The organism is Ectobacillus sp. JY-23 (assembly GCF_023022965.1).
Lineage (GTDB): Bacteria > Bacillota > Bacilli > Bacillales > Bacillaceae_G > Ectobacillus.
Genome location: NZ_CP095462.1, coordinates 3,826,860 through 3,852,343, shown reverse-complemented (window position 1 = coordinate 3,852,343; position 25,484 = coordinate 3,826,860). Strand labels below are relative to the sequence as shown.

The 25,484-nt window shown below is 44.1% G+C and carries 25 protein-coding genes and 1 pseudogene; 4 read left to right on the top strand and 22 right to left on the bottom strand.

Going from position 1 to position 25,484, the window contains the following annotated elements:
* Positions 1-45: 45 nt before the first annotated feature.
* Positions 46-1,767, bottom strand: a complete 1,722-nt coding sequence (locus MUG87_RS19435) for a methyl-accepting chemotaxis protein (RefSeq protein WP_247084372.1) — start codon at positions 1,765-1,767, stop codon at positions 46-48.
* 205 nt (positions 1,768-1,972) lie between these two features.
* Between MUG87_RS19435 and MUG87_RS19430 the strand changes: the two genes are divergently transcribed.
* Positions 1,973-2,656, top strand: coding sequence for a GntR family transcriptional regulator (locus MUG87_RS19430; RefSeq protein ID WP_247084370.1), 684 nt, complete (start codon positions 1,973-1,975; stop codon positions 2,654-2,656).
* Positions 2,640-3,251, top strand: a complete 612-nt coding sequence (locus MUG87_RS19425) for a sterol desaturase family protein (RefSeq protein WP_247084368.1) — start codon at positions 2,640-2,642, stop codon at positions 3,249-3,251. Before MUG87_RS19430 ends, MUG87_RS19425 begins: the two co-directional genes overlap by 17 nt.
* Before the next feature lie 42 nt (positions 3,252-3,293).
* Here MUG87_RS19425 and MUG87_RS19420 read toward each other — a convergent pair whose 3' ends face one another.
* The 16 genes and pseudogenes from MUG87_RS19420 to MUG87_RS19345 form a co-directional block, all read right to left on the bottom strand.
* Complete coding sequence (locus MUG87_RS19420; protein ID WP_247084367.1) at positions 3,294-5,375, bottom strand: AAA domain-containing protein; 2,082 nt, start codon at positions 5,373-5,375, stop codon at positions 3,294-3,296.
* 513 nt (positions 5,376-5,888) lie between these two features.
* A pseudogene (locus tag MUG87_RS19415) lies at positions 5,889-6,112 on the bottom strand (winged helix-turn-helix transcriptional regulator).
* Between the two features lie 169 nt (positions 6,113-6,281).
* On the bottom strand, positions 6,282-6,728 hold the full coding sequence (locus tag MUG87_RS19410; RefSeq protein ID WP_247084365.1) for a hypothetical protein: 447 nt from the start codon (positions 6,726-6,728) through the stop codon (positions 6,282-6,284).
* 48 nt (positions 6,729-6,776) lie between these two features.
* Positions 6,777-7,574: a hypothetical protein gene (locus tag MUG87_RS19405; RefSeq protein ID WP_247084363.1), complete on the bottom strand. Its 798-nt coding sequence runs from the start codon at positions 7,572-7,574 to the stop codon at positions 6,777-6,779.
* A 143-nt stretch (positions 7,575-7,717) separates the two neighbouring features.
* Positions 7,718-9,736, bottom strand: a complete 2,019-nt coding sequence (locus MUG87_RS19400) for a glycosyl hydrolase family 18 protein (RefSeq protein WP_247084361.1) — start codon at positions 9,734-9,736, stop codon at positions 7,718-7,720.
* Between the two features lie 297 nt (positions 9,737-10,033).
* Positions 10,034-10,297 carry a hypothetical protein gene (locus MUG87_RS19395; protein ID WP_247084359.1) on the bottom strand — a complete coding sequence of 88 codons (264 nt, stop codon included), beginning with the start codon at positions 10,295-10,297 and terminating at the stop codon, positions 10,034-10,036.
* A 159-nt stretch (positions 10,298-10,456) separates the two neighbouring features.
* Positions 10,457-10,660 carry a hypothetical protein gene (locus tag MUG87_RS19390; RefSeq protein ID WP_247084357.1) on the bottom strand — a complete coding sequence of 68 codons (204 nt, stop codon included), beginning with the start codon at positions 10,658-10,660 and terminating at the stop codon, positions 10,457-10,459.
* Between the two features lie 69 nt (positions 10,661-10,729).
* Positions 10,730-11,347 carry a DUF1349 domain-containing protein gene (locus tag MUG87_RS19385; protein WP_247084355.1) on the bottom strand — a complete coding sequence of 206 codons (618 nt, stop codon included), beginning with the start codon at positions 11,345-11,347 and terminating at the stop codon, positions 10,730-10,732.
* Between the two features lie 43 nt (positions 11,348-11,390).
* Complete coding sequence (locus tag MUG87_RS19380) at positions 11,391-12,722, bottom strand: MFS transporter (RefSeq protein WP_247084353.1); 1,332 nt, start codon at positions 12,720-12,722, stop codon at positions 11,391-11,393.
* 62 nt (positions 12,723-12,784) lie between these two features.
* A complete protein-coding gene (locus tag MUG87_RS19375; protein WP_247084351.1) occupies positions 12,785-13,216 on the bottom strand; it encodes a MarR family winged helix-turn-helix transcriptional regulator in 432 nt (143 codons plus the stop codon).
* Between the two features lie 241 nt (positions 13,217-13,457).
* A complete protein-coding gene (nadD, locus tag MUG87_RS19370; RefSeq protein ID WP_247084349.1) occupies positions 13,458-14,105 on the bottom strand; it encodes a nicotinate (nicotinamide) nucleotide adenylyltransferase in 648 nt (215 codons plus the stop codon).
* Between the two features lie 2 nt (positions 14,106-14,107).
* A complete protein-coding gene (locus MUG87_RS19365) occupies positions 14,108-15,565 on the bottom strand; it encodes a nicotinate phosphoribosyltransferase (protein ID WP_247084347.1) in 1,458 nt (485 codons plus the stop codon).
* Positions 15,566-15,578: 13 nt separating this feature from the next.
* Positions 15,579-16,127, bottom strand: coding sequence for a cysteine hydrolase family protein (locus MUG87_RS19360; RefSeq protein WP_247087807.1), 549 nt, complete (start codon positions 16,125-16,127; stop codon positions 15,579-15,581).
* 19 nt (positions 16,128-16,146) lie between these two features.
* The gene (locus tag MUG87_RS19355; RefSeq protein ID WP_247084345.1) at positions 16,147-16,923 is read right to left on the bottom strand and encodes an NUDIX domain-containing protein; all 777 of its coding nucleotides are present in this window, start codon (positions 16,921-16,923) and stop codon (positions 16,147-16,149) included.
* Between the two features lie 734 nt (positions 16,924-17,657).
* Positions 17,658-18,179 (bottom strand): DUF4352 domain-containing protein, encoded by a 522-nt coding sequence (locus MUG87_RS19350; RefSeq protein WP_247084342.1) that lies wholly within the window; start codon positions 18,177-18,179, stop codon positions 17,658-17,660.
* A gap of 173 nt (positions 18,180-18,352) precedes the next feature.
* Positions 18,353-18,793 (bottom strand): hypothetical protein, encoded by a 441-nt coding sequence (locus MUG87_RS19345; RefSeq protein ID WP_247084341.1) that lies wholly within the window; start codon positions 18,791-18,793, stop codon positions 18,353-18,355.
* 162 nt (positions 18,794-18,955) lie between these two features.
* Here MUG87_RS19345 and MUG87_RS19340 point away from each other — a divergent pair, with 162 nt between their 5' ends.
* The gene (locus tag MUG87_RS19340; RefSeq protein ID WP_247084340.1) at positions 18,956-19,825 is read left to right on the top strand and encodes an AraC family transcriptional regulator; all 870 of its coding nucleotides are present in this window, start codon (positions 18,956-18,958) and stop codon (positions 19,823-19,825) included.
* A gap of 371 nt (positions 19,826-20,196) precedes the next feature.
* Here the strand turns inward: MUG87_RS19340 and MUG87_RS19335 are convergent, their stop codons facing one another.
* Together MUG87_RS19335 and MUG87_RS19330 are read right to left on the bottom strand one after the other, a co-directional pair.
* Positions 20,197-20,601, bottom strand: coding sequence for a GNAT family N-acetyltransferase (locus MUG87_RS19335; RefSeq protein WP_247084339.1), 405 nt, complete (start codon positions 20,599-20,601; stop codon positions 20,197-20,199).
* Positions 20,602-20,729: 128 nt separating this feature from the next.
* Positions 20,730-22,610 (bottom strand): N-acetylmuramoyl-L-alanine amidase, encoded by a 1,881-nt coding sequence (locus tag MUG87_RS19330; RefSeq protein WP_247084338.1) that lies wholly within the window; start codon positions 22,608-22,610, stop codon positions 20,730-20,732.
* Between the two features lie 168 nt (positions 22,611-22,778).
* Here MUG87_RS19330 and MUG87_RS19325 point away from each other — a divergent pair, with 168 nt between their 5' ends.
* Entirely contained in the window at positions 22,779-23,666 is an 888-nt protein-coding gene (locus MUG87_RS19325) for an alpha/beta fold hydrolase (RefSeq protein ID WP_247084337.1), read from the top strand.
* Between the two features lie 4 nt (positions 23,667-23,670).
* On the opposite strand, the gene MUG87_RS19320 is transcribed toward MUG87_RS19325, so the two are convergent.
* From MUG87_RS19320 to MUG87_RS19310, 3 genes are all read right to left on the bottom strand, one after another.
* The gene (locus MUG87_RS19320) at positions 23,671-24,726 is read right to left on the bottom strand and encodes a dipeptide epimerase (protein ID WP_247084336.1); all 1,056 of its coding nucleotides are present in this window, start codon (positions 24,724-24,726) and stop codon (positions 23,671-23,673) included.
* Positions 24,727-24,802: 76 nt separating this feature from the next.
* Positions 24,803-25,123, bottom strand: coding sequence for a DUF3870 domain-containing protein (locus MUG87_RS19315; protein WP_247084335.1), 321 nt, complete (start codon positions 25,121-25,123; stop codon positions 24,803-24,805).
* Positions 25,124-25,270: 147 nt separating this feature from the next.
* The gene (locus tag MUG87_RS19310) at positions 25,271-25,435 is read right to left on the bottom strand and encodes a hypothetical protein (protein WP_247084334.1); all 165 of its coding nucleotides are present in this window, start codon (positions 25,433-25,435) and stop codon (positions 25,271-25,273) included.
* Between the last annotated feature and the right edge of the window lie 49 nt (positions 25,436-25,484).

Sequence of the window (25,484 nt, the reverse complement as noted above, 5' to 3'; positions counted from 1 at the left end):
CATGTTCCTTGCTTTACAAAAAGAGGAAGTGCGTTTTCACACTTCCTACAAGGTAAATTGATTGGTTTTATGAACTAGTGTTTGAATGTTATGATCTATCGTTTCTACTTCTTGTAGCAATGTATTGATATTACCAGTCGCATTATGCAAAGTTTCATGCACCTGTTCAGTAGCGGCTGCTGTTTCTTCACTTGCAGCCATCACAGCTACAACCTCCTGCTGCACAGCTGTTTGTTTTTCCTCCATCACTCTAACGCGTTCATTTACAATGTGAAGAGCATCATTAAGCTCTTTTGTGAGATGCTGTAGACCTTGCATTTGATCACCTACTTCACTTACTTGCTTATTTTGCTGCGCATATTCTGTAAGTGTTGTTGCTAATTCTGTATTTGCTTCATTGGCCTCTGTGCGTATCCTCTGGGTAATTTCTTGAATCCGATTTGTTTGTTCAGCCGTTTTTTCAGCAAGCTTACGAACCTCATCTGCCACGACCGCAAATCCGCGCCCGCTTTCACCAGCACGCGCCGCTTCAATAGAGGCGTTCAGCGCCAATAAATTCGTTTGTGTGGCAATTTCATCGATGGTTTTTACGATTTCTTCTGTTCCCTTCACACGCTCAAAAAGTATTTGCATCGTTTGACGAAATGCCTCCAGATGCGCGCTTGTTGTCTCACTACGTACAACAGACTTTCGCAATGCATCTCTTCCTTCATTACCTGCTCTTTCCACGACTTCCGAAATAAATCGCATTTGTTCTACAGCCTGAACAACGCCTTTGACCTCCATACCGAAGTCCTGAATATTTTCAGCCGCATGCTCCATTGCTACTACAGTTTGAGCATTACTCACTGCAATTTCTTGGCTAGACGCGGACATAATTGTATTTTTTTCTTGTAAATACTGTGAAGACGTTACTAATTCAGAAGAAGCCTCCTCTATCGCACGTGCTGTTACCTGTACTTCACCAACTAATGTGCGTAAATGTGCGGTCATACGCTGAAACGCACTTACAATGCGCCCAATTTCATCCTTTCTTGTATGTATAAGTTTCATATCACGTAAATCACCAGCAGCAACACGTGTAACGGCTTGTTCCAACATTTGTAGCGGCTTTAACATGCGATGTAAGAAAATGAACAGTACAAGAGATGAGATGCTAAATACAATTGCAATGAATATCAGTAATTCACGCATATGTTCTTGTACCACAGTTGCAGTGGTAGTTTTGACCTGTGAAGCATTGATATCCATCCCCAGGGCACCAATTACTTTGTTAGTATCATCCATAAGTGGGACAATCACTGTCATGTAATCTCCATATTTCGGATCATGCACGACATCAGTTTGTATCGGTTTACCTTTTAAAACATTCCTTATATTAGGATATACTGTACTTGTTTCTTCCTGAATGGCACTCGCTACTTGGGAGTTTTTTGGCTGTCCATCAATCATAATGTACGCTTTATTACTTTCTATTTTCATAGTGTACAAGTATAACGCACCTGTACTTTCGCGCACACGGTTTAACGCATCACGCAATTCCCAATATTTCTCATTTTCTTTTGGCTGCTGTAACCATTCTGTATATCTCTCTTGGTCAAACTGCTCTGCGATTGCTTCAGTCGTATGTGTCCCAAACGTTGCAATGCTAGTTTCTACTCCTTTTTTCAAAAGATACTGCATAAAAACGCCCAATCCTATTGCAAGAATTAACATAAATGCAGTCGTTACAGCAATAATTCGAACACAAATACTCGTACTTCGCAACCTGACCGCCCCTTTTATATTTTTGTAAACACTTATATATTTTACTATTCAATTTTATGATTTTCTAGATATTATATAAAAATATAATTCTGAAAATAAAGTATTTTGAAATGGATGTCGAATAATTTCTCTGTCTTTTTCTTACTGGTGTCTCATATAATGGTCTTACCACAAAGGTAAATTGGTCTTACCAAGGGAGGGTGACATGAACAACGAACGTTCTTCTACTGCAGTTGAAAGCATATTAATTCAGCGCATTACACAAGGCGTATATCAAGCAGGGCAACCTTTATCTTCAGAACGCGAACTCGCCGCCTTATTTAGTACCTCACGCGCAACAATCCGTGAAGCGTTACAGCGTCTTCAGTGCGATGGCTGGGTTACTCTTCAGTCTCGGCAGCCTGCCATTGTGAACGATTATTGGAAGCAAGGAAATATCGGTACACTTGTGGATTTAGCACGACATGGAGATTCTGAGGTATTCATCTCTCACCTGCTAGAGCTTCGTATTGTGCTTGTTCCTGCCTACGTAAGAGATGCGATACATTTGCATAGAGCAAGGGCAATCGCTATCTTGTCAGATTTTGAGATAATCACAGATGAAGCCGCAAGCTATGCAACTTTTGATTGGCACTTGCAAAAGCAAATGGCGATGCTGTCATCAAATCCTCTTTATCTCTTACTATTAAATAGCTTTGAGGATGTGTATTTAAAAATGGCACAGCGCTATTTTGCGCATGCGCAGCACCGCGATAGCTCGCGTGAATACTATGAGAAATTGCTAGAAGCTTGCTTTCAGGGAAATGCAGAAGAAGCTGCGCTTGTTACCCGTGAAGCCATGCAAAAAAGTTTAATGTTATGGAGGGGTGTATATGAAGAAAGTCTATAGAGATTTCTTTTTTTATCCAGATATTCTTGTAATGACGTTGCTGGCAACGGTCCTGACAATTTATTTGTTTATACAAGGTTTTGAGCTATTCATGGTTAGCTGGTTTCTATTCGGACTTGTCTTTTTTATGTTCAGCGAATATGTTACACACCGTTTTTTGTTTCATCTCAAGCCCCCGAAAAATCCTTTATTTCTCAAATTTTTAAAACGCATACATTATGATCATCATGCCGTTCCGAACGAACTTCATCTGCTTTTTTTGCCGCTTTGGTACAGTTTGCCGAACTTTTTTGTGTTATGCGCTATTTTTTACGTAATCACAGGTAGCTTCACTAGTATAATCGCATTCGGCGTAGGACTTATAACCATGCTGCTTGTATATGAATGGAAGCACTATGTCGCCCACACCCCATTAAAACCGAAAACAAGGTTTGGGAAGTGGCTGAAAAAAACACATCAGCTCCATCACTTTAAAAACGAAAACTATTGGTTTGGCGTGTCCAATCCATTTGTAGACGTACTCTTTGGCACGCTTAAACATGAAAAAGACGTGGAAACGAGTGAAACAGCCAAAAATTTAGAAAAAAGAGCGTAAGCCAAAGGCTATACGCTCTTTTCGTACATTTCAGGGCGGAATTCAGCGTCCGGTTAAATAGCTCTTCAGCAATGTAACAGTTTCAGGCGAACGGAGGCGTACCGTTGTTTCTGCTCCCGTCCACAGGATGGTGTTATCAATGAGTACCAAGAAGGTGGGTGCTTTGCAGATTTTTACCGAAACACCGGCGTGCTTAAGCTCAGAACGGAGACGCTTGCTCATGTCCTGCGGTGCAGAAATTAAGATGCTTTCTTTGGCACTGCGGATGTCCTTATATAAATATGGGGATTCCCCGGGAAACCAGCGTAGCTTTTTATTAGCGACCTCCTGTAAAAAGTCGCGATTGCGAGTAAGGCTCCCTTGTCGTTTTAAATGCATGGTGAGCTGCGAAAATGCAAGGCGATTTGCAAGCTGTGCTTTCGTATAGGCCACATCAGCGATTTGAATAAATTTGCCGCGCGCTCTTGTTACAGCGACATTGATTAAACGCTGACTATTTTTGTTAAAAAACAACACACCCGGTCGCTCCTGTGGCTCGCTGTCTACAACGTCAAAAATCATAACATCGCGCTCTGCTCCTTGAAAACGATGTACCGTTGCAATGGTTACACCAGTCGCCTGAAGCTTACGCGCGCAAATGGATAAAAAACGCGCCTGCGCTTTATAAGGAGTAACGATGCCAACTGAAAGACCTCGCTTGGCATACTGCACTGCCAAATGCAGGCTCATAAGGCCTGACACGATATTGTAGCGCGAGCGTGAAGCTGCGTCGGTTAACGAATGCGCCCCCATGTCCTGTGTATCAAGTAGCAACGTAGCCTTGCCAGGAAACGGTCCTTTAGCAGCAATTTCGTTGCGCGCATGTACACTTTCATGGTCCGACACTTTCCCCTCGTATATAAAGCTATTTGTAAAACTAGAAATGTCAGGATGCATACGGCGCTGCTCTTTTAGCATATACAAATGCGGATGCGAAAGTTTGCTTGCAATGCCAACATGATGAAACACATCCTCGCGCAGCCATTTCTCGACAAGTGGATGACGAGACATGGCAATTGGAGGGAGCTGCTTGAAATCACCGCACACCACAACGCGTTTACCGAGCGAGGCAGCAAATGCGATCTGCGGGACATATGCCATGCTAACCTCATCCACGACAACCAAATCATACGTACGCTGATACAAAGCCGGGTCAATCGCGCATTTGGTCAGCGTTGCGCCAATTACTTTAGCACGCTCTGCTTGCTTCTCTTCTTGCTCTTTTAACTCCAGCCGTAATTTGCGCGCTGCCTTGCGCAGCTCGGACAGCTCTCTTTCATCTTGCTTCGTCAAGCTCACGCGGCTTTTCAAATCATGACGGCGAGCAAGTAACTCTTCCTGTTCGCTTTGCAGACCCGGATCAGCCATCTTAGCTGCCAGCAAAGATGGATGTGACTGCACCGCTTCATCCTGACTATAACCATATCGAATCACTTCACCATCACGCCACTCTCCCCGCGCTGTCAACAGCCTTGCCACTTCCAGCATCAGCACATCAACCGCAGCGTTGCTGTGCGCAAGTACGAGCACGCTTTTCTCTTTTTTTGCGTGCTGCGCAACAACGCGCGACAAATGATACGTTTTGCCTGTGCCAGGTGGTCCCCATACATATGTCACATCATTGTAATACGAGCGATAAATGAGCTCAAAATGAGGACCATTCATTTTTTCTGCATGACGCACCGGTACCGTACCAGTCATCACACGCTGCACGCGCTTCAAACGCTCAGGCGCTTGCTCCACCTCACTCAGTCGATCACCAAGCTCCTCTAGCAGCTGCCACGGCTCGCTGAACAGCTTCGCTTCTTTTACTGTTTCTCCGATGTACGTATTCAGCTTAATCTCGATTTCAAAGCCCTCCGTACCGAGAATTTCACCGTTCACGCTCTCGCCACCGATTTCTACACGAACCGGCGTATCGCTTGGAAAAAACAGCTCTATCGTCAATTGAAAGGTATAAATAGATGCCTTGCTGTCTCGATATAAAAAGGCTCCGTTTACAATGGTATAGCCTGTACCGCCCCTGCTTTTCAATTCCTTTACTTCCGCATCTAAGGCGATGTACCATTCCTTCATTACCTGCATATTATCCGATCCTTTTCTGTAGATTCACGAATGTTTATTGTACAAGATGACATGCCATTTTGCCAATTTCGTTAACCTCAAATCTCCCCTCCCTCGTGCTCCGCGAGACGCTCTTGCGGGACACCTAATCTCCACTTTTCTCTCTCTTGTGCCCCGCGACACGCTCTTGCGGGACACCTAATCTCATATCTCCTCTCTCTTGTGCTCCGCGACACGCTCTTGCGGGACACCTAATCTCCACTTTTCTCTCTCTTGTGCCCCGCGACACGCTCTTGCGGGACACCTAATCTCAAATAGGCTCTCCCTCGTGCCCCGCGACACGCTCTTGCGGGACACCTAATCTCAAATAGGCTCTCCCTCGTGCCCCGCGACACGCTCTTGCGGGACACCTAACCTCATATCTCTTCTCTCTTGTGCTCCGCGACACATTCTTATGCCGCTAACTGGCTTAACGCTAACTCTTAAGAGACGACACAGCTCCTTGCTTCAGAAACCTTCTTCATGTTCTATCCCTCATGTATACATCCGCTGTAAAATAGGTATTAACGTGCTTCCTTTACTAGTTAAAGAATATTCAACTTTAGGTGGTACCGTATTATATTGCGTTCGTTTGAGTAAGTTATCTTCTTCAAGTTTTTTAGCTGTTTTGTCAATACTTGATGACTTACACTAGGTAGCAAGTGACGTAATTCACTATACCGTAATGTTCCGTCCATACCTAAATACCATATAATCACCGTTTTCTATTGATCTTGTAGAAAAAAGTAACTAACACTAGGGAAAACAGCGTATGCCTATTAGAGAATATTATCCTGGAGATAACTTCACAAAGTACTTATTAACTACAGAGCTTTCTCTGCACCAAATTAAAAAAGGTCCTTTTCCCATATAAGGGAAAGGACCTTCTTAAAACTCGTGTCGATTGCTTCGTACATATTGCTCTACTTTTTTTACTGGAGCCATTTTTTTGAGACGTTTTTCCAATAACGTCATTTCCGCATGCAAAACAGGATTGTTGTGTAAATCGTCACGCGATACCGAAAATCCGCTGAGCTGCTTTGGGTAATTGCGCGCGCGCAGCCATTCTTCTACCTCTTTTAATAATGCGACGAGCTCTGGCAAATCAAAGTAAGCAGCTGCCTGCGCAATGGCCGGCCAATCTTTGTCTTTTGCGTAAAAATAAGCGCTCCACCAATAAAATTCTTCTGTTCCTTTTCTCACGTGCTGATAGTACGCATAAAACATAAACAAAGCCTGCTGACCGGCGTTCAGGCGATTGTAAAACTGCGACCCGTCGCGTCCAGCCACGCGCTCCGCTTTGTATGCTGCCAACAGCGGCCGAAAATACGACAAACTTAACTCTCCGTCCTGCACTACATCCCGAATACGAAGCTCCCTCCTTTACAGTTCCATACGGTTGAAAATGTTGATTAGTTTGGATGCTGAGATTTGCGCGTCGAATGCCTCGTGATCAAATACAACGCGTGTTGCCCCTGCTCTATGCGCACGTCTGATAATTTCAGCCAGCTGCGGTGCGGTAAAACGTGCGGCAACTCGGTCACGTCCGGCGTTTGCGGCTGCTTCATCTGTAAAAATAACAACCGTATCTTCCTCAATATATGGAACGAACAAACTGAACATAACATCATCGCCCACTTTTTCTCCGCTCGGTAATGCAAAGGCTTCTTTGCCACCGTAACGCATGTCGTTCAGCAGCTGCATCACGACATATTCTTCTTTCTCCAAAATAGGTTCTTCTCCCTGCACAACAAAGCATTGATTGACTACATCATAAATAATTGCACGCACAAAGCGGCTGCCTTCGTCAATCATGACTTCTGCCACGCCGCTGAACATACCGCTATACAGCGTCAATGTAATTTCATCCAATTTGACGCGGCGTACAAGCGGACGCTCGTCCTTTTCAAAGCCGTAATATCGTGCAAACGTTTCCGCAATTTCACGTTCTGAAAACAACCAAAAGCTTGGCACACCCTCGGCGTTCACGCCACAAAACATCGGTGCTGTTTCCTTTGCCAGCTCCGACTCGTCCGCTTCCGGTCCCATAATTGTATAGATTTCATTTTGCGTTAACAGGCTGCGCAATACGTCTTCGTACATCGCATAAAATATTTCGCGTTCATCTCCCGCATATTCCTGCCAGACTGCAATTTGCTGTTGTAAGGTTTGTTTTGACATGATGTTAACTCCTGACTGTTAAGATTGTAATCGCTTTATCGTTTATTTTACCGTTTCCTGTCTATTTTGGCGAGTATATTCTGTTTCTACCAATATACAAGAAAAAGACTCCTGTGCTATTTCCTGTCAGGAGTCTTTTTCATTCAATTGCCTGTTACAACCACATTTTGAATTTGTGAAGTAGCCGCACCGCTTCCACCTCCGCCGAAGGAAACTGTGCCGCCCGCAGGAATCTCACTGTTCCAGCCTACACTTTCCAGAACATAGCGTGTGCCGGTTTTACTGATAATTTTCGCATCCCAAACTTGTGTGATGTTGCCATCATAGTCGAATGCCAGGCGCCAATTTTTAATAGGTGCTGCGCTATTATTTTTAATCGTTACGTTGAAATTAAAACCTGTGCCCCAATCAGATGTAATGGTGAATGTAACCTGTGCATCACCAGTTGGCGGCGGTGTTGTTGCATCGTTGGTTTTTACTGTTACACTTCCCGGTAAAGACACATTGCCTGCACTGTCTCTAGCCGTGACGGTAAAGGTATAATCAGTGGCCGCTTGTAGACCGCTAATGGTGATGCTGTTCGTCGCTGTTGCTACCTTCGTTGTACCGTAGCTGACGTCATATCCTGCCACTCCAACATTATCTGTTGATGCTGTCCAAGCTAACGTTACACTATTTGCTGTTTTACCAGAAACAGTCACATTTTTCACAGCGGCTGGGGCTTCTGTATCGCCTGGATTCGGGGTAGTACCAAGCAATTCTGTTGCCAGTTTATCCAGTAGTTTCGCGCCTGTACATGTATATTTCGAGCTCGTGCGGCAGTCGGAGCTCAATTCCCAAAACATAGCACCGCCCATACCCTTTGCTTTAATATAGTTTGTTTTATGCCCAAAAGATTCAATGTCATCATAGCTGATGAACACTCCTGTAGTCGGATTGTATAAAAATGGAACTTTCGCTGTATCATTCCAGTAACGAGTAAAGCCGTTCTTATTTACATAGTTGGCGACCAAATCACCATAATCAAATACACCGCTTGCACCGGATGACCAATCATCCCATGTTCCCATCGGTACAATTGAGCCATCATACCCAGGTGTAGCTGTTTGATACTCACCATTATTGCCGTTCGCAACTCCCTTCCAGCCGCGCCCGTAAAACGGCATACCCAGTACAAGCTTACTCATCGGTACACCGGCTTGTTGGTAACGGGTCACAGATTCATCAACTGTAAAACCCTTATCTTTTTGCGGATCATTCACGGTGGCATACAAAGGCGCATTATGATTAGTTTGCGTTTCCCATCCCCCATGGAAATCGTATGTCATAATGTTAATCCAATCAACAATAGCAGCTATTTGAGACAGCTCTGTATTTTTCACATATTGTGCGCTCGCACCGGAAGCAATTGTCAGCAAATAGGTTTTACCATCTTCCACCCCAGCCTTGTTCAATTCATTACGAATATCTTGTAGCAACAGCGTATAGTTTTGCTTATCTGCAGGTCGATACGAATTGCCGGACAAACCGCCTTCTACTGGATACTCCCAGTCAAGGTCGACGCCGTCAAATCCGTATGTACGAATGAATTCGACAGCGGATTTGGCAAAAACTTGCCGCGTCTGCGGGTCAGCTGCGACATCTGAAAAACGGTTGCTCCACGTCCAACCACCTACAGAAATCAACGTTTTTAAGTGAGGATACTTTTTCTTTAAATCTAGCAATTTACCAAAATTCCCGCATTTAGCTTGCTCACACTCGGCCCAAGTTTTCCCCGCATACGATTTGCTGACATCGGCCCACGGCTCTCCCAGCACAATAGTGCCATTTGGTACTTGCTTGTTTTGCAGAGGCACTGCTGCATCTGTACAAGACCACGTGTTGCGGTTTGGACTGTCGGGTGATGGATTACCGTGTCTGCCATCCCAGCAAATATCAGCGAATGCATAATTGATGTGAGTCAGCTTTGTACCGTCAATATCTTCTACTTGAAAGTTACGCCCATAAATGCCCCATGATGTGAAATAGCCAACAATCTTATGATTTTGCGCTGCCTCCACCTGCACAGCTGGTGGTGCCGTCCAACCACCTATAAACACGGCCAGCAAGCATACTGCAGTCAGCAAAAGCGAAAAATAAGATGATTGTTTTTTTCGTTTCATATCCCTTTCCCCTTTCTAGCGTTTTTATAAATGGGCTCTGTTAAAACCTGAGTACTTGTTAATGAGAATGAAGGATAAGGCTCCTGCGGAAAGCGAGCCCCCGTAACGGAAATCAGCAGTGAGCTTTAACAGAGCCATAGATTAATAGCTATATAGCTATTAATTTCTACCATTTGTAATAACATATAAAATTTGTTATTACAAAAAATTCTACTTGTTATAACATTTTGTGTAAACCCTTTCTTATCGACAAATTCAACGAAAAAGCTGCCTCCTTTTTGGAGACAGCTTTTGTGTTTACAGTGTTGTACTGCTGTAGCTTACATATAGTACAAAAAAGGAAATTCCTGTTACCAGGATAACATAAGGCATATCAATCGTTTTCTCCGCACTACCAGATTTGCCAAGTAGGTATTTACAAACAGTCCAGGCAAGCAGATAAATAGCAATCCAAAGCAGCGTTGTCACGAAAAAAGATAACGAGTACGTATACCGCATATAATTCGAGGTTGCGATACTTAATAGCATGAGCACACCTTGCAAAAGCTTCAAGATCGACATATTGAGTCTCCTTTTTTATTCGTCTCATAATGTAATTCCAACTAACCACATAAAATCCTGCTCCAAAAGATAGAAAAAAGCCCATCAAAGTGATGGACTTCCCATTTTATATATTGGACTTTTTTCGAAAGCACATAACAATTGTAACGATTCCGCTGCTCAAAAACATATGCCTAAATAAATGCCGTTCATGACTTGTTCAAATGCTAGTCCTAATGCACGGCTTAGCAACTGAGGCGCAAAAAAGAATACGATACCGATAATACCAACTAAGAGTCCCGGCAAAAAGCGATTTTGAAATCGCTTTTTCCATGATATAAATACTAATACAATCGTAAAAACAACGGGAATTCCCCAAAACAAAACGATGTCTCCCAGGCTAGCACCTCCTTCTAATCAGTTCTTTATGATGCTTGCCAACCTTCTATCATTTTATCCGTACACCTTTGTACGGTCGCCAGACAACTCTTCTATTTGTATGAAGGATACATGTGCTTCATATCCTTCTTCTTGCGGACTGCAGGCATAAACACCGGCCAGAATTGGCTTGTCTGCGTCTGCAAACAAATACGCCATACGTAGCTGCTTCCACACCTCACCGTCCTCCGAGTAATCCACGTAAAAATCGTTTTCAATACGTGAAATACGAAAATATAGCTCAGCTGTATCGTCCTGCATTTCTTGCGTGGACCAATCAGAATACCCATGGTTCGTTACGACAGCACCAAGCTTGTTCGGTGCGGCCGGAATATATTCAACCGATGCTTTAATCCATGTATCTGTTGAAAAACGAACCATTACACCCACTTGGTCATACCGGTGGAGAGGCTTAGGACGAACCTTCGTTGTTAACCTGAAATTCCCTCGGAGCTCACAGTGTAAGAAGTGTCCGTTATCCGCCTCAAAACCGTAATGTGTCTTTTGCCAAAAATCGCTTCCCTTCTCTGTTTCTATTATTAATGTATTGCTTTCAATACGATAGGCTTTTGGCGGTGAGAACCAACGTAATCTCACATCCATGTGGCTTTTGAAGTCTTCAAAAAGAATCATACCTTTGCCTCCTTTATAAACAAACGATAACATATATGTGCCATCACTTGCGACGCAGACGCATAAAAACTAGAGAAGCGAGTAAGAGTAGCCCCAAGCAAATCAGATAGCTATTACTGAATAAAAAGGCTGCTTTATCTTGTACAAGTAGGTTCACACTAATGCGATGGGACGGAGCATCTAGGATTTTCCCCATGATAGCGCCGATTAATGCACTTGCTATAAAATTCAGCATGGAGAAAACACCCATACCCGCTCCAGCTTGTTCACGCGCAAGCGCGCCAGATACCAAACTTGCCATCGCTGTTTGTCCGAAGGTAAAGCCAATGTTAGCCAAAATAAGAAATGCAAGAATGAACCATTTGCTTTGTCCAGAAGCCGTCGACAATCCCATATACGCAAGCATCAGCATACCAAAGGCTGTTACAACTGTTACAGTGCTTCCCTTTCTATCTGTTAATGTGCCGCCAACTCTACCGAGAAGAGCTGCCGCTAAAGCACCAGGAAACATCATAAAACCGATTTCAGCAGGCGGTAAGTTATTTAAACGTGCAAGCATGATGGGAGTAATAAATGTTACGCCAAATACAGCACCAGAGAACAAAAAGCTAACTAGCAACGCCTTACCGTACTGTTTATTCATGAATAGTCCCATATTTAAAAACGGATATGCGGTTCGTTTAGAACGCCATACAAATACAATTCCCGCAAGCAAGGCGATAATAAGCATCACGGTGTTGCTATTTGTAATGGCAAGCATTACAGCTGCTATGGCAGCAGCCAAAAGCCCCGCACCTAGTACATCCACACGTCCTCGCTGCGGTTGATCCTTGGGCAAGTTCTTCCAAAAACCAGGTAACGTTAGTAACGCTAACAAAGAAATCAAAAACAAATAACGCCAGCCCACACTGCCTGTAAATAAGCCAGAAATAATAGGACCGATGGCAGTACCGAATGCCAGCGAGGAGGAAATAATCCCCAGCATCTTACCTCTATTTTCTGGCTCTACATATTTAACAGGCACACTCATCGCCACAGCTGGAATAACAGATGCACCAAGTGATTGCAGTAAGCGCGCACCAATGAGCATACTGTAGTTTTGTGCCAATAAGCCAAAGAGCGAACCAAGTGCAAAAACGCTAAGTCCTGCTGTTAATAAATGCTTGAGCTGATATTGGTCAGTAAGTTTACCATATACGACTGAACCAATTGCATATACAATAATGTATCCTGTTACAACCCAACTCACTTGTGACGGAGACAAAGTGAAGTCACTAGCAATTGTCGGTAACGCAACGTTAAACATCGTTGCATTCATAACAGAAATAATCAGTAAAAAACTAAGCAGGCGAATTGCTTGTTTGGATAGAATCATGATGAACACCTCTTTTATCTCAAATTAAAATACTTGTTTAAACAAGTATTGTAGTGGAAAAATCACTGTAAATTGGCAGCAATTTTTCGAAGCACCTCTTTGCATAACTCCACAGACGCCGGACTAATCCCTTCACTTGCCTCTTCGATGGTACGCTGCGCCTCAGCAACGGCAGCGTTCTTCAGCACCTTTCCTTCTTCAGTCAAATAGATAAGCTTAACCCGGCGGTCCTTTGCATCTACTTTTCTGCAAACAAGCCCTCTTTTAATTAAGTTATCTACAATACGGGATGTACTAGGCTGGTCTCGATCAGTCATGCAGGCTAAATCGGTTTGTGGTCTCCCATCTCGTTCCCACAATACATTCAACACAGTCCATTGCTCAAAGGTCAAATCAACTCCCGCTTGCTTTATGTTATGCGCCAAGCGATTTGACATAGCTCTTCCCGCACTATTGATGATAAAACCAAGCGATTCTCGAAGCTCGTAGTTCATGTGAGAACCTCCTTTTTTGTTTACGGATGTAGTATATAAAAATATAGTTGTTTATGCAAGTATTTTTGTATACTAGTAATTATCCAATGGTACAGAAATATGTTTATACTACATGCAATATGTACTCCAATAGCGGGGACTCCCGGTTTTTCCCAAAGTAGTCTCCACCTTTAATCAACAAGTGAATTCACAACATTAGGCTTTAACACAGCCATAAAATAAAAGCAGCACAGCGCTGCTTTTATTCCTTACTATATACCCCATGCTTCATAATATAGTCATACACTTCATCTCGCATCAAGTACCGTGGATAGCGTCCCATCCCAATTTCATCGCGAATATATTTGGAGCTAACCTCCATTGCGATTCCTTTATCAACCAGGTGAAAGCGTGTACCGTCATGATATTTCCGCAGCAGCAGGCTTTTCGAGATTACCTTTGGCATGTCGATGCCGCCATGTGACATGATGACAAACTTATTTTCACGAATAAGTTCTTCACGATACTTCCAGCGCCTATGAATCGGTGTTTCCGGATTATCAATATTCGCCAGTAAATCTGCACCCATAATAAAGTACACTTCATCATCTGGGTATTTTTGTTTAAAATACTCCATGGTAAAATATGTATACTGTTTACCGATACCCGCACGCTCCTTCATTTCATAGTCATCGGCACGAAAGAGCGGATTGTTGCGAATTGCCAGCTGAATCATATTCCAGCGATGCTCGTCACTCGTTTTTGTTACCTTTCCATCACCGCGATACTGACAGCACGGTACAAATTCTACAAATCGAAAGCCGCACAGATCCGCAAGTGTTTTTGCCATAAACAAATGTGCATCCGTAATTGGATCAAAAGAAGAGCCAAATATACCTATTTTTCCCATTTTTATCGCCTCGCCACTTTTTCTTGTACTTCTTTAATGCGTAACATTTTATTGTCCCAACATGCCTGCGACAAGTCGACAGGGTACTCCTCTGGCATGAGAGAGCGCTTGTATTCATCCCAAAGTACATTCAAATTTTCTTTTAAAAAGGCTTGTATCTCTTGTAAGGATGGTGATTCATAAACCAGCTTGCCATTTTCAAAAATAACATGATGCAAATCGCGCGCTTCAAAGTTTGTGACAAACTTGCTGACGAAGGTATGAACAGGATGGAACATTTTTAAATGATGCTCCGCCTGCGGATTTTCATGCGCAAGCGCAATATAATCACCTTCTGATTTGCCATTTGTTTTATTGATGATGCGGTACACACGTTTAAGGCCGGGCGTAGTCACTTTTTCTGGATTAGCGCTAATTTTAATGGTATCAACCATTTCACCATTTTCCTCAATAGATACAATTTTGTATACCGCACCGAGCGCAGGCTGATCGTAAGCCGTAATTACTTTCGTACCAATACCCCACATATCGATGCGTGCACCTTGCGAACGCAGGTTAATAATGGTTTCCTCATTGAGGTCATTGGAAGCAATAATTTTAGTTTCTGTAAATCCTGCTGCATCTAGCATTTTGCGTGCTTCTTTAGATAAATATGCCAAATCACCACTATCAAGGCGAATGCCTTTAAATACAATACGATCGCCCATTTCTTGTGCAACCCGAATCGCGTTCGGTACACCCGATTTTAAAGTATCGTACGTATCAACTAAAAACACACAATCGCGGTGACTTTCCGCATATTTGCGAAATGCTGTATATTCATCGCGATACGCCTGAACAAGCGCATGCGCGTGCGTACCGGCGACCGGTATACCAAACAGCTTACCAGCGCGTACATTCGACGTTGCTGAAAAACCGCCGATGAATGCGGCACGCGTACCCCAGACAGCAGCATCCATTTCGTGGGCGCGTCTGGTACCGAACTCCAACGCTTGTTGTTCGCCGATGACAGTCTTAATACGTGCTGCTTTTGTCGCAATCAGTGTTTGATAGTTGATGATGTTAAGAATCGCTGTTTCGATGAGCTGCGCTTCTACAAGGGGCGCTTCAATGCGTAAAATCGGTTCATTGGCGAATACCAATTCTCCTTCGCGCATAGAGCGTACCGTGCCAGTAAAACGAATTCCTTTTAAGTATGTGAGAAAATCCTCCTCATAATGAAGCTCCTCGCGTAAATACGCAAGATCACTTTCTGTGAGATGAAAATCCTGTAAATACTGAATTAGGCGCTCCAGACCTGCGAACACAGCAAAACCGTTGCCAAACGGCAATCTGCGAAAGAACACCTCAAATACAGATCTCTTTTCATGAATGCCGTCTTGCCAATAGGTTTTTGCCATATTAATTTGATATAAATCGGTATGCAAAGAAAAACTGTCGTCTCGATACGTCGCGCTCATCTTTGTTTCCTCCCTATTTTACTTCGGCTCCCAATGTCATCTTAAAATGTCCCAGCGCCCACTCGTGACCAACCTGGTTGAAGCTTGCGACCGCTTTTTCATGAATGACAATAGAAAAGCCTTTATTGTATGCATCCACAGCTGTATGCAAGCAGCAAATATCGGTACAGCAGCCCACGATATGTACTTCCGTAATACCGCGCTCGCGCAGTTTCGTCTCCAAATCCGTACCCGCAAATGCGCTGTAGCGCGTTTTATCCATCCAATATACATTGGACTTATCTTTGTATTCTTGATATAAAGGCTCAAGTGTGCCGTACAGCTTACGCCCTTTTGTATTTCTAATATTGTGCGGCGGGAACAATTTCGTTTCTGGATGATACGTATCGCCTTCTTCATGCAAATCGATTGCGAACACGACATAGTCACCGCTTTCTATGAATTCCTTTGTTAGGCGAACAAGCTCTCCTTCAATTGCTTGCCCTGGCTCGCCGCATGTAAGTGCGCCGTCCGCCGCGATAAAATCGTTTGTGTAATCAATGTTCAGTAGTGCTTTCATAATAGTATATCCCCCTATTCTTTTAATAACGCGCCGTATAAATTGATTTTACGACATTCATATCTATAAACTCAAACAGCTGCGCCGGTGTTTTTGATGTACGTTGTGTTTTTCTGCCTGGTACAGGACGAATAAATGGCAAAGTTTTGATTTTTCGTGAGAAGCTTGCTTCACTGGTAATGGCCGGATCGTCCGTAACGGTTTTTAACACTGCCTGCAGCTCTGAATATGTAAAATGAGTCGGTAAAAAAGCTTTGGCAATCGTCGTCTGCAGTAAATCTTCTCGTATAATGCGAATCGCGTCGCTGATAATATCATGATGGTCAAATGCAAGATTAAGCTTCAGCGCCTCCTCCAGCCCAAATAGAGCTACCTCCGCTGCGTCATCTGCCGCGCGGCGCCGCGCCACATAGCTTTCAGGTACAATTGCATAATGCGCGTTTGAAAGAATCCAGCCGCGCGGGTCACGTCCCGGTTTGTCATACATGCCAAAATGCTTCATATGGATATCCGTGATGCCTGTTTCCTCTGCAAGTTCGCGCTTTGCAGCCTGCAGCGCTGTTTCATCCGGCTGCACAAAACCGCCCGGCAACGCCCATTTGCCGCCTTCTATATTGTCGTGTCCTTCTGCATTACGGACAGCTCGCTTAATCAGCATAATTTGCAGGGTCATCACCGGCGGCTTATGCTTGTCACTGTAATCAGACACAATCGTGAAGACTGCGATGTCCGATGTATATCCGTCTGGTGTACGGTACTTGCGGACATCGTATTGCTTCAGTGCCTTGTCGTTGCTCATAGAATATGCACCTCTTTTAATTAACAATTTGTTAATTATATTATATGCGATTAATCTGAAAAGTCTACAAAAAAGTTTTTATAACTCGCCAGTTCCTCGCCTTGCTGATATAGTCGGGATTGCTTTCTCGCTGATGAACAATTCGCAGGCGATTTCCTTCGTCGTCAAGCAGCTCGAACACGTGTGACTAATTGTGCATGAATCATTGCAGTTTTTCTTGCGGGGCACCTAACCTCAGATTTTCACTCTCTCGTGATCCGCGAGACGCTCTTGCGGGACACCTAACCTCAGGTTTATCCTCTCTCGTGGTCCGCGAGACGCTCTTGCGGGACACCTAACCTCAGGTTTATCCTCTCTCGTGGTCCGCGAGACGCTCTTGCGGGACACCTAACCTCAGGTTTATCCTCTCTCGTGGTCCGCGAGACGCTCTTGCGGGGCACCTAACCTCAGGTTTATCCTCTCTCGTGATCCGCGAGACGCTCTTGCGGGACACCTAACCTCAGGTTTATCCTCTCTCGTGGTCCGTGAGACGCTCTTGCGGGACACCTACTCTTAGATAAGTTACGCTTAGCTGGACAAAGTTCATATGAATTCAATTTATGAATCGATAAAGAAAAGGCCTATCACTAATATCGTGATAAACCCCTACTTTTATTTTAAATTTGTTAGGTTTGCTTTGCTCCGCAGCAGGGATCCTCATCCCATCAAAAAATGCCGATTTGCAGCAGCAAGCCTTATTTTAGTTTAACCATTTCATATTTGCCGCCGGACCAGCCAAGACCAGAGGATACTTCTAAATCATAGCTTGCTACATCGGCTGGCAGTTCGAAAACGACTTTACCTGTTTTAGAGATGCCAGGGTTAATTTCCTTTAAGAAGAAGCCGATGTCACCTTCATTTACGTACATATCGTACTCCAGATTAGCCTCGTATTCGTTGCCGCCCGCTTTGATACGGAACATCTCTCCGTCTACCAAACGCGCTTTTTTATCACCATTTTTCACATCCACTTCCACAATGACAAATTTGCCGGACGTGGTCTTGTCACCAAGAACGTTGGACAGTTTATTCGCTTCATTCACGCTTTTTACCGTATACGTGAACTTATCGACTCTAACAGGTTCGTTCAGACCGAATACTTTTTTTGCTGCTTTCTCTGTTTTGGCCGGTTGCGCTGCTTTTTCTACCTTCGCTGGTTGCGCAGCAGTCTCTTTACTTTCCTCTCCCCCATTTGCTGCTACTGCGATTACAATCACTGCCAATACCCAAAACCAAATTTTCTTATAAAACGGTTTTTTTTACTTTTTCTTTTGCCATGGTTTCATTCCTCCTAGGTTATAGATAATAGCTGCTGTTTACAACCTTATAGTAAGATGTAATGCGGCACTATTTATGTCACATAAATAATATCTTTTTAAAAATTTGCAAGTCACGCGTACCTTTTCTCTGCCACCTGAAACGATTTCAGATAGTGCGACATCTCCTCCGCAAATACACCCGCACTTGACAGAGGCTGTATATGATCTTCCTCGAGTAAAGCGGGACATACCTTTACTTCGTCTGCTTCCTGCCAAAGCAAATATCCAATCGTGCCGGCACCAGACAGAAATGCACCCGGTACGCGCTGCGCCTCCATCACGTATGATGAACCCATAATCGTTTGCGCTTTTCCATGTGTAACACTGCTTGTGAAGTTGACATATACGTATTTCCCTTCCCGAAGTACACAGCACAACTCCTCTACCGTATAGGATTTGACTAAAATACTTGGTAAATCAAAGTTTTCTAGATTTTCCACGGGCAATACCGTTCGTACAAATACCTCTTCGCCTCGTTTCATGACATCTGTTAAAAATGCTTTGACGTTCATTGCTTCTCCTCCATTCGTTTTCATAGCTTTATTGTAAAAAAGAATGCGGCAACATATATGGCACGTTACAAAAATTTGGTACGATACATCTGTCAGCAATAAGCAGAAATGAACAGGTGCGAAACAAACACACGCGTTATACTGAAGAAGCGAGGTGATCATATGGGATGGACGGAAGAATTACAGGCGGCGATTGATTATTTGGAAGATGGTTTGACGGAGGGATATTCTGTAGAGGAAGCTGCGAAGCAGGCCCATGTATCGGTGTTTCACTTTCAGCGTTTGTTCTCTGTGTTAACCGGAATGAGCGTGGGTGATTATGTCAGGAAAAGACGTTTGACACTAGCAGGACAAGAATTGGCATTTCATAACGCCCGTGTGCTAGATACGGCACTAAAGTACGGCTATGAAACACCAGAAGCGTTCGCGAAAGCATTCAAACGTCAGCACGGGCTCTCACCGTCTGAAGTAAAAGGTGCACCCGCCGGCTTAACTGTATACAATCGTTTGGTCATCTCAGTTCTATTAAAAGGAGCGGATCCAATGAAAGTGAGAATGGAAGAAAAAGAGGCCTTTTCAATTGTGGGTGTGAAGCGCACCTTTTCGTGCGAAAACAATGAACAACAGCGAGCAATCCCGAAGATGTGGGCAGAAGTGCATCAAAACGGTGTGAATGATGAATTAGTATCTTTAAACAACGGTGTAGTTAAAGGTGTACTCGGTGTTTGCCGCGCGCTAGACGCACAGGCGAAAACCATCGAGTACTGGATTGCCGTAGCACATGATACTGCCTATACACCGAAGCACCTCGAGCGTCTTACGTTGGCATCGGCAACCTATGCGATTTTTGAAGTACACGGTCCGATGCCGCATGCGATGCAGGATATGTGGAACCGCATCTACTCTGAATGGTTTCCATCCAATCCATACCGACCAGCCGGCGCGGCGGAGCTCGAGGTATATCCATTAGAAGACGCGACGAAGGAAGATTACTATTCTGAAATTTGGATTCCCATTGTTCCCAAAGCATGATGTGGCAGCGAATGGAATGCGTTGCGATTTACAGCGCACATATCGAGAACTCAATTGCTTTTTATAAGGCAATGGGCTTAGAAAAGGCGTGGAAAGTTTATCAAGATGACGAAGAGCGATGAAAATTGGTTGGGATGCGCTTTCCTCATGGAAACACGGAGTTCGTTTTGAAAAACAATCCGCACGTGGTGGAGAATGTCTGGGCGGTATATGAAGCATTGCAGCCGCGCTCGTATGTACGGTGAATTCGAACGCCTTTTCCCAACCCGCTTGGCTGTCAGGTTGCCATGCTACAAGCACCAGATAAGCATGTATTTGTACTAGTGGGTGCATAGAAAAGCGCTTAGGAATATTCCTAAGCGTTTTTCTTATCATACACCTGACTGCCTGTGATAATTTCGCAGCAGCATACCGTTGGATCGCATCATGCCAAATTCTTCGTAATAAGGCAGTAAGTCGTCGTCACAGCACAAATCAATCATATATATGTGTTCCAGTTCTTTCAGCATGCGGGTCATTAGCTCCTTGCCAATTCCTTTTTGCTGATAGGTAGGCAGTACTTCCAGCAGTGGAATATAAGCGGAAAGAACACCGTCGCTAATGGCAGTGATAAATCCCACTACTTGATTCGTTTGCTCGTCGATTGCCAAGATGACCTTGTTGCTGTTTTGTAGCAATTGCAAGTGTGCTTGCGGCTTTGGCGGATTGGGCCATCCAACGAAAAAACCTGTTAACATGTCTGCTGTAATACCTTCTGATGAATGCTTATATATCATACTCAATCAACTCCCTATTTTTTAGTCAGGTTGTTGATTGGATTAAAAATACAATAGTACCATATGAACCTCCAGCGTTTTTTACAGATAGTATACTATACTTTCATACCTATAGTGCATGTTTCTGCTTACGGCTGCACGACTACGTCCACATCAGACGCTTTTACAAATGCAAAGCGATGATTCAGGTGAATGCGGTAGTATTCGTCTTGGCCGTAAATCATTTTGTGCGTGCTGTACGGATCTTGTGTATAAACCGTCGCATTATAAAAATCGCTTTTCACTTTTTCTGCCGCAACGTACAGCTGACCTTGCGAAATGGTGTACTGAAGCGGTGTCATGGCGCGTGGCGTGATATCTGCTGGATAAGCGGAGGCTTCCGGATAGGCGGCACCGTAAACTGGAATTTCAGTTTTACCTGCCTTTGGTGTAATAACAGTACCGCTTGTTTTCACTGTGTAAGCATCATTCGGATTATAGAACCATGCTTTTCGTCCTGCATACCAAATAGCATCCCAGTCTCCTTCACTTCCTGCTAAATGGAAGGTTTGACCCGCTTTCGCTTTATTCCCCCAGTCTAAGCCTTCTTTATTGCTTGGGTCACGAAGTGCCGGTTCATTGAAAAGCGGTGCATCAAAGCTTGGCGCTTCATACAAATAAACAAAATTTGCCGGTTGTATCTTCGGCGCGGCATCGCTAACCTCCTGCAGATTTTTATGGAAATGCGGTCTAAACGTCACAATCTCTCCTTTGCCGGTGCTTGGGGTTATGGACGCCCCCATCAATGCCATATAATGCTCCCAATCCCAAAATGGGCCTGGGTCGGAATGCATCGCAGATTGTTTTGCTGGACTTAAACCCGGCACTTCATCATGCCCAATAATATGTGCGCGGTCGAGCGGAATGTCGTATTGCTTTGCCAAATGGCGAACAAGCTTTGCCGAGGAGCGATACATCTCTTCGCTGTACCATGCTGCGCCCTTCATCGCATAGCCTTCATGCTCGATTCCAATCGAATGCATATTAAAATACCAATTGCCGCCGTGCCATGCTACATCTTTATTATCGACCATCTGCAGCACTTTGCCATCAGAGGAACGAATTACATATTGAGAGGAAGCAGCATATGGATTGGCAAACAAACGAATCGTACCGTCATAGCTTACCTCTGTATCATGCACGACGATATAGCGAATGTCAGGTCCAAAGTTAGGGCGGTCAGCAACATCATAATTGCTGTAGTTCCAAGGATTTGGGCCTGTTTGCTTATAAAAAGCAGGGATATAATCACAAGCAAGGCTTGGCGGGCAATCTGTTCCCTTCATCGACTTTTTCTGTAATTTCAGCGGCTGCATTGTCTGACGATTTGGCTGTACCGCTTTTGCCTCAAGGCGAATATGCTCACCATCGGACGTGATGCGTTCTGTTCCTTCATTTAGGGTTTGATAAACTTGGTCGGCAAAATCTGCTGCTACCTCTTCTAGCTGCGAGCCGCTGTATGCTGCAATGGCTCCGTACCAATCTGCTTCATTCATTGAAACTTCTCCTGCTGTTTCCTTAGCATATTTTGCTAATAAAGCTGACGCTCCTCTAATATTCTGTACTGGATTTTGTTTGATTTCTTCAGACGAGATACCAAGCAGCTCAGCTGCTGTATTTGCTGTATGACTGCTGTAGCTAGCTGCAAGCTGCGTAAGAGGATTATTCTCTCCTTTGCCATCATACGGGATATCAAGATCAGTCAGGTGCATAGGGCCATAGCCGCCAGCTGTACTAGGCTTGCCAGAGTGTACCTCCCATCTCGACATATGATAAGAAACCGCCAGCAACACGCGTTCCGGTACGCCGAACTCTTGTGCTGCAAGTGTAAATGCTTCCTGCAATGACCGTACCTCCGCTTCAGCAGCATGAACAGCAAAAATAGGAGAACCAATGGAAAGCGGCGTCATCAGCAGCAATCCTCCCGTTAACACAGAGACACCAATTTGTAGTGCTTTTCTTTTTTTCATACAAGCCTCCTTAAAATTTAATTTCAATAAAAATAGATATTTAATGAAATTAAATTTCTTTAAAAGCCTTAAAAAACCTTCTATTTTTATACTTATTTGTAAAATAATATAAAAAATTTCGTTCGCATATATTCATAGAGGGAGCAAAAAATGAAAAGGAGACAACATATGTATATATATGAGCCTATTTGCACAGAAAAACCCAATAATGAGCTAGGAGGTTCAGAGGAACGATTTACTGGAAGCTATGGAAAGTTGGCTTACACTGTAAAAGGAAGCGGCCCCCCGCTGCTGCTTATTCACAGTATAAGTCTCGGTGCTTCCCCCTTTTGTTGGCGGAAAAACATCGACGCGTTGGCGTCACGTTATACGGTTTACGCGCTGGAATTGCCGGGCTTTGGTAGCTCAGAAAAACGCCCGATGATTTATACAGCCAACATTTTTATTCCTGCCATCACAGAATTTATTGAAAAGGTCGTGCAGGCGCGTGTCAGTATTATTACGAGAGATTTACCCGCTGCCTACTGCAGTTATATCGCTTATATTAGACCAGAGCTCGTAGCAAAACTGTTGCTCATCACGCCTTCTGGTTTGGCAGGGAATGACACGTCTCCGTGTGAATCCAGCTCTACCACGTTTACGATTTTCACACAGCCATTTGTTGGAAACGGTTTATATAATACCTTTTCGTCCAAAGAGAGCTTGGATCAGCAATTAAAAACCATTTTCTACTCTGACCCTGCCTACGTTACGCCTGATGTTATTGAAAACTTTTACGCAAACGCACATCAATGTCCGAATGCAAATTATGCACCAGCTTCCTTTGTGGCAGGCTACTGCAATTTCAGCGTGCGTTCTTTTTTCGGGATGATCACGCAGCCTATTCTCATTCTATGGGGGGCAAAAGCAATCGTTAGTCCTGTGCAAAATCTCTCCCAATTTTTAGGACTGAGACCGCAGACACAATATCAAATTTTCACAAATTGCGGGCTTATTTTACAGGAAGAGGACCCAAAACGCTTTAATGACACTGCACTCCAATTTTTACAAGCATAAGAGCCTATGATAGGCTCTTTTCTTTTACTTTATCAAGCAGGATATTTGCTCCATCGTAACTTATGCCAATCGGCTCTTCGGAAAGCCACAGCGGTGCGTCAAGATCGATGTAATGAATGTTTGGGTGTGCCTCTGCTACATGTGCTATCGCTGCAACCGACAAGGAGGATTCCATCATGCTGCCGACCATGCATTTCACTCCCGCTGTTTGAGCGATGTCAGCGATACGCCATGCCTCACGAATTCCACCACATTTCATGAGTTTAATATTTAGTAAATCTACGTAACGTCCTTGTACAAGCTTCATAGCATCAGCTGCGGAAAAGATGCTTTCATCAGCCATAATTGGTGTATTCACGCGCTCTGTCACGTATTTCAAGCCCTCCCAGTCCTTGGCATGCACTGGCTGTTCTACAAGTTCGATCCCAAGCTCGCGCGCTTCCATTTCTCGAATGAGCGCTACCGCTTCCCGCGGTGTCCAGCCCTGATTGGCGTCCAGCCTAAGCTGGATATGAGATGGTACCTGCTCCTTAATCGCGGTGATACGCTCTAAATCCAGTGCGGCATCCATACCTACCTTCACTTTCAGTTTGTCAAAGCCATTTTGCACATGAGTGGCCGCCTCTTGTGCCATAACCGATGGAGTATCCACACCAACAGTCATGTCGGTGCGTATTTTTTTTCTGCCCCCGAGCCACATTGAAAGTGAAACACCAAGACTGCGGCAATATAAATCGTGCAGCGCCATGTCGGCTGCTGCTTTAGCGCTGGTGTTACCGATACACGAGGACTGAATGCTGGTTAAAAGCATTTGGAAGTCAGCTACATCTTTTCCAAGCAGCACAGCGCGAATCGGACCTTGCAGCGCTTCTTCAATGCCGCTGGCAAAATCTCCTGTAATGACCGGTGTCGGTGCAGCGCTTCCTTTTCCGATGATGCCCGCATCCGTATGAATCGCAACCTCTACATTTTCAATTTCCGTTGCGGTGCGCAGCGCGGTTTTAAATGGCTTTCGTAACGGGATAAGACGCCTCGTTACTTTTATATCTGTAATTTTCATAGTAATCTCTCCTTATATAAAGTTATAAAAAAATCCGGCCGCAAGATGTATGCTTGCGGCCGGATTTTATCTCTGCTTACGTAGATAAAGCGGCGAGTTGTTCATATTTTTTCTTTGCGTCCTTGAGTGCGACGAGTAGTGCCTTTTGAGAAGAGCCGAAGTAGCGCTTTTCGATTTCGCCTGGTAAACTCGGGTCAAGAATATGCTTGTATAGAAATAAAGATTGTACAAAACGCGCAGTCAAGGCAACTGTTGCGGAACATTCGGCATCCATAATCACACCTGTATCCCGGTCAATGACTAGCGCTAAAAAGTAACTTTTGAACTGCTCAGTAATTGGATTGTTTTGCGGCGCCTTTGCATCGCCAACAATATAGATAGTCCGCACAGAATACATCAGCTTCCTCCGTTCCTTCAACGGGCCAACAAGGGAACACTTGTGGACGTTTGAAAGATGGTATCATGCTGTAATTATACTGAAAACCTATTTAATTTTCAATATTTTCTGAAATATATATTCTTATAAAATAGCTCTAGGTATATTTCACTCTGTTTTTTTCTTTCCTGCCAGCACAGCTGCTAACAGAAGAAACAGAACTGCCATTCCTACGCCCATTATCATCGAATATGGGACAATATCCTGTAGACCAATTCCGGCAGAAATAGAAGCAGCAAATAAGCATACACATGCTGTTACGTAGTTTTTCATCTGTCACCCCTCCTTAGCATAAGTATAGCATTTCTCCCCAAAACCTTCC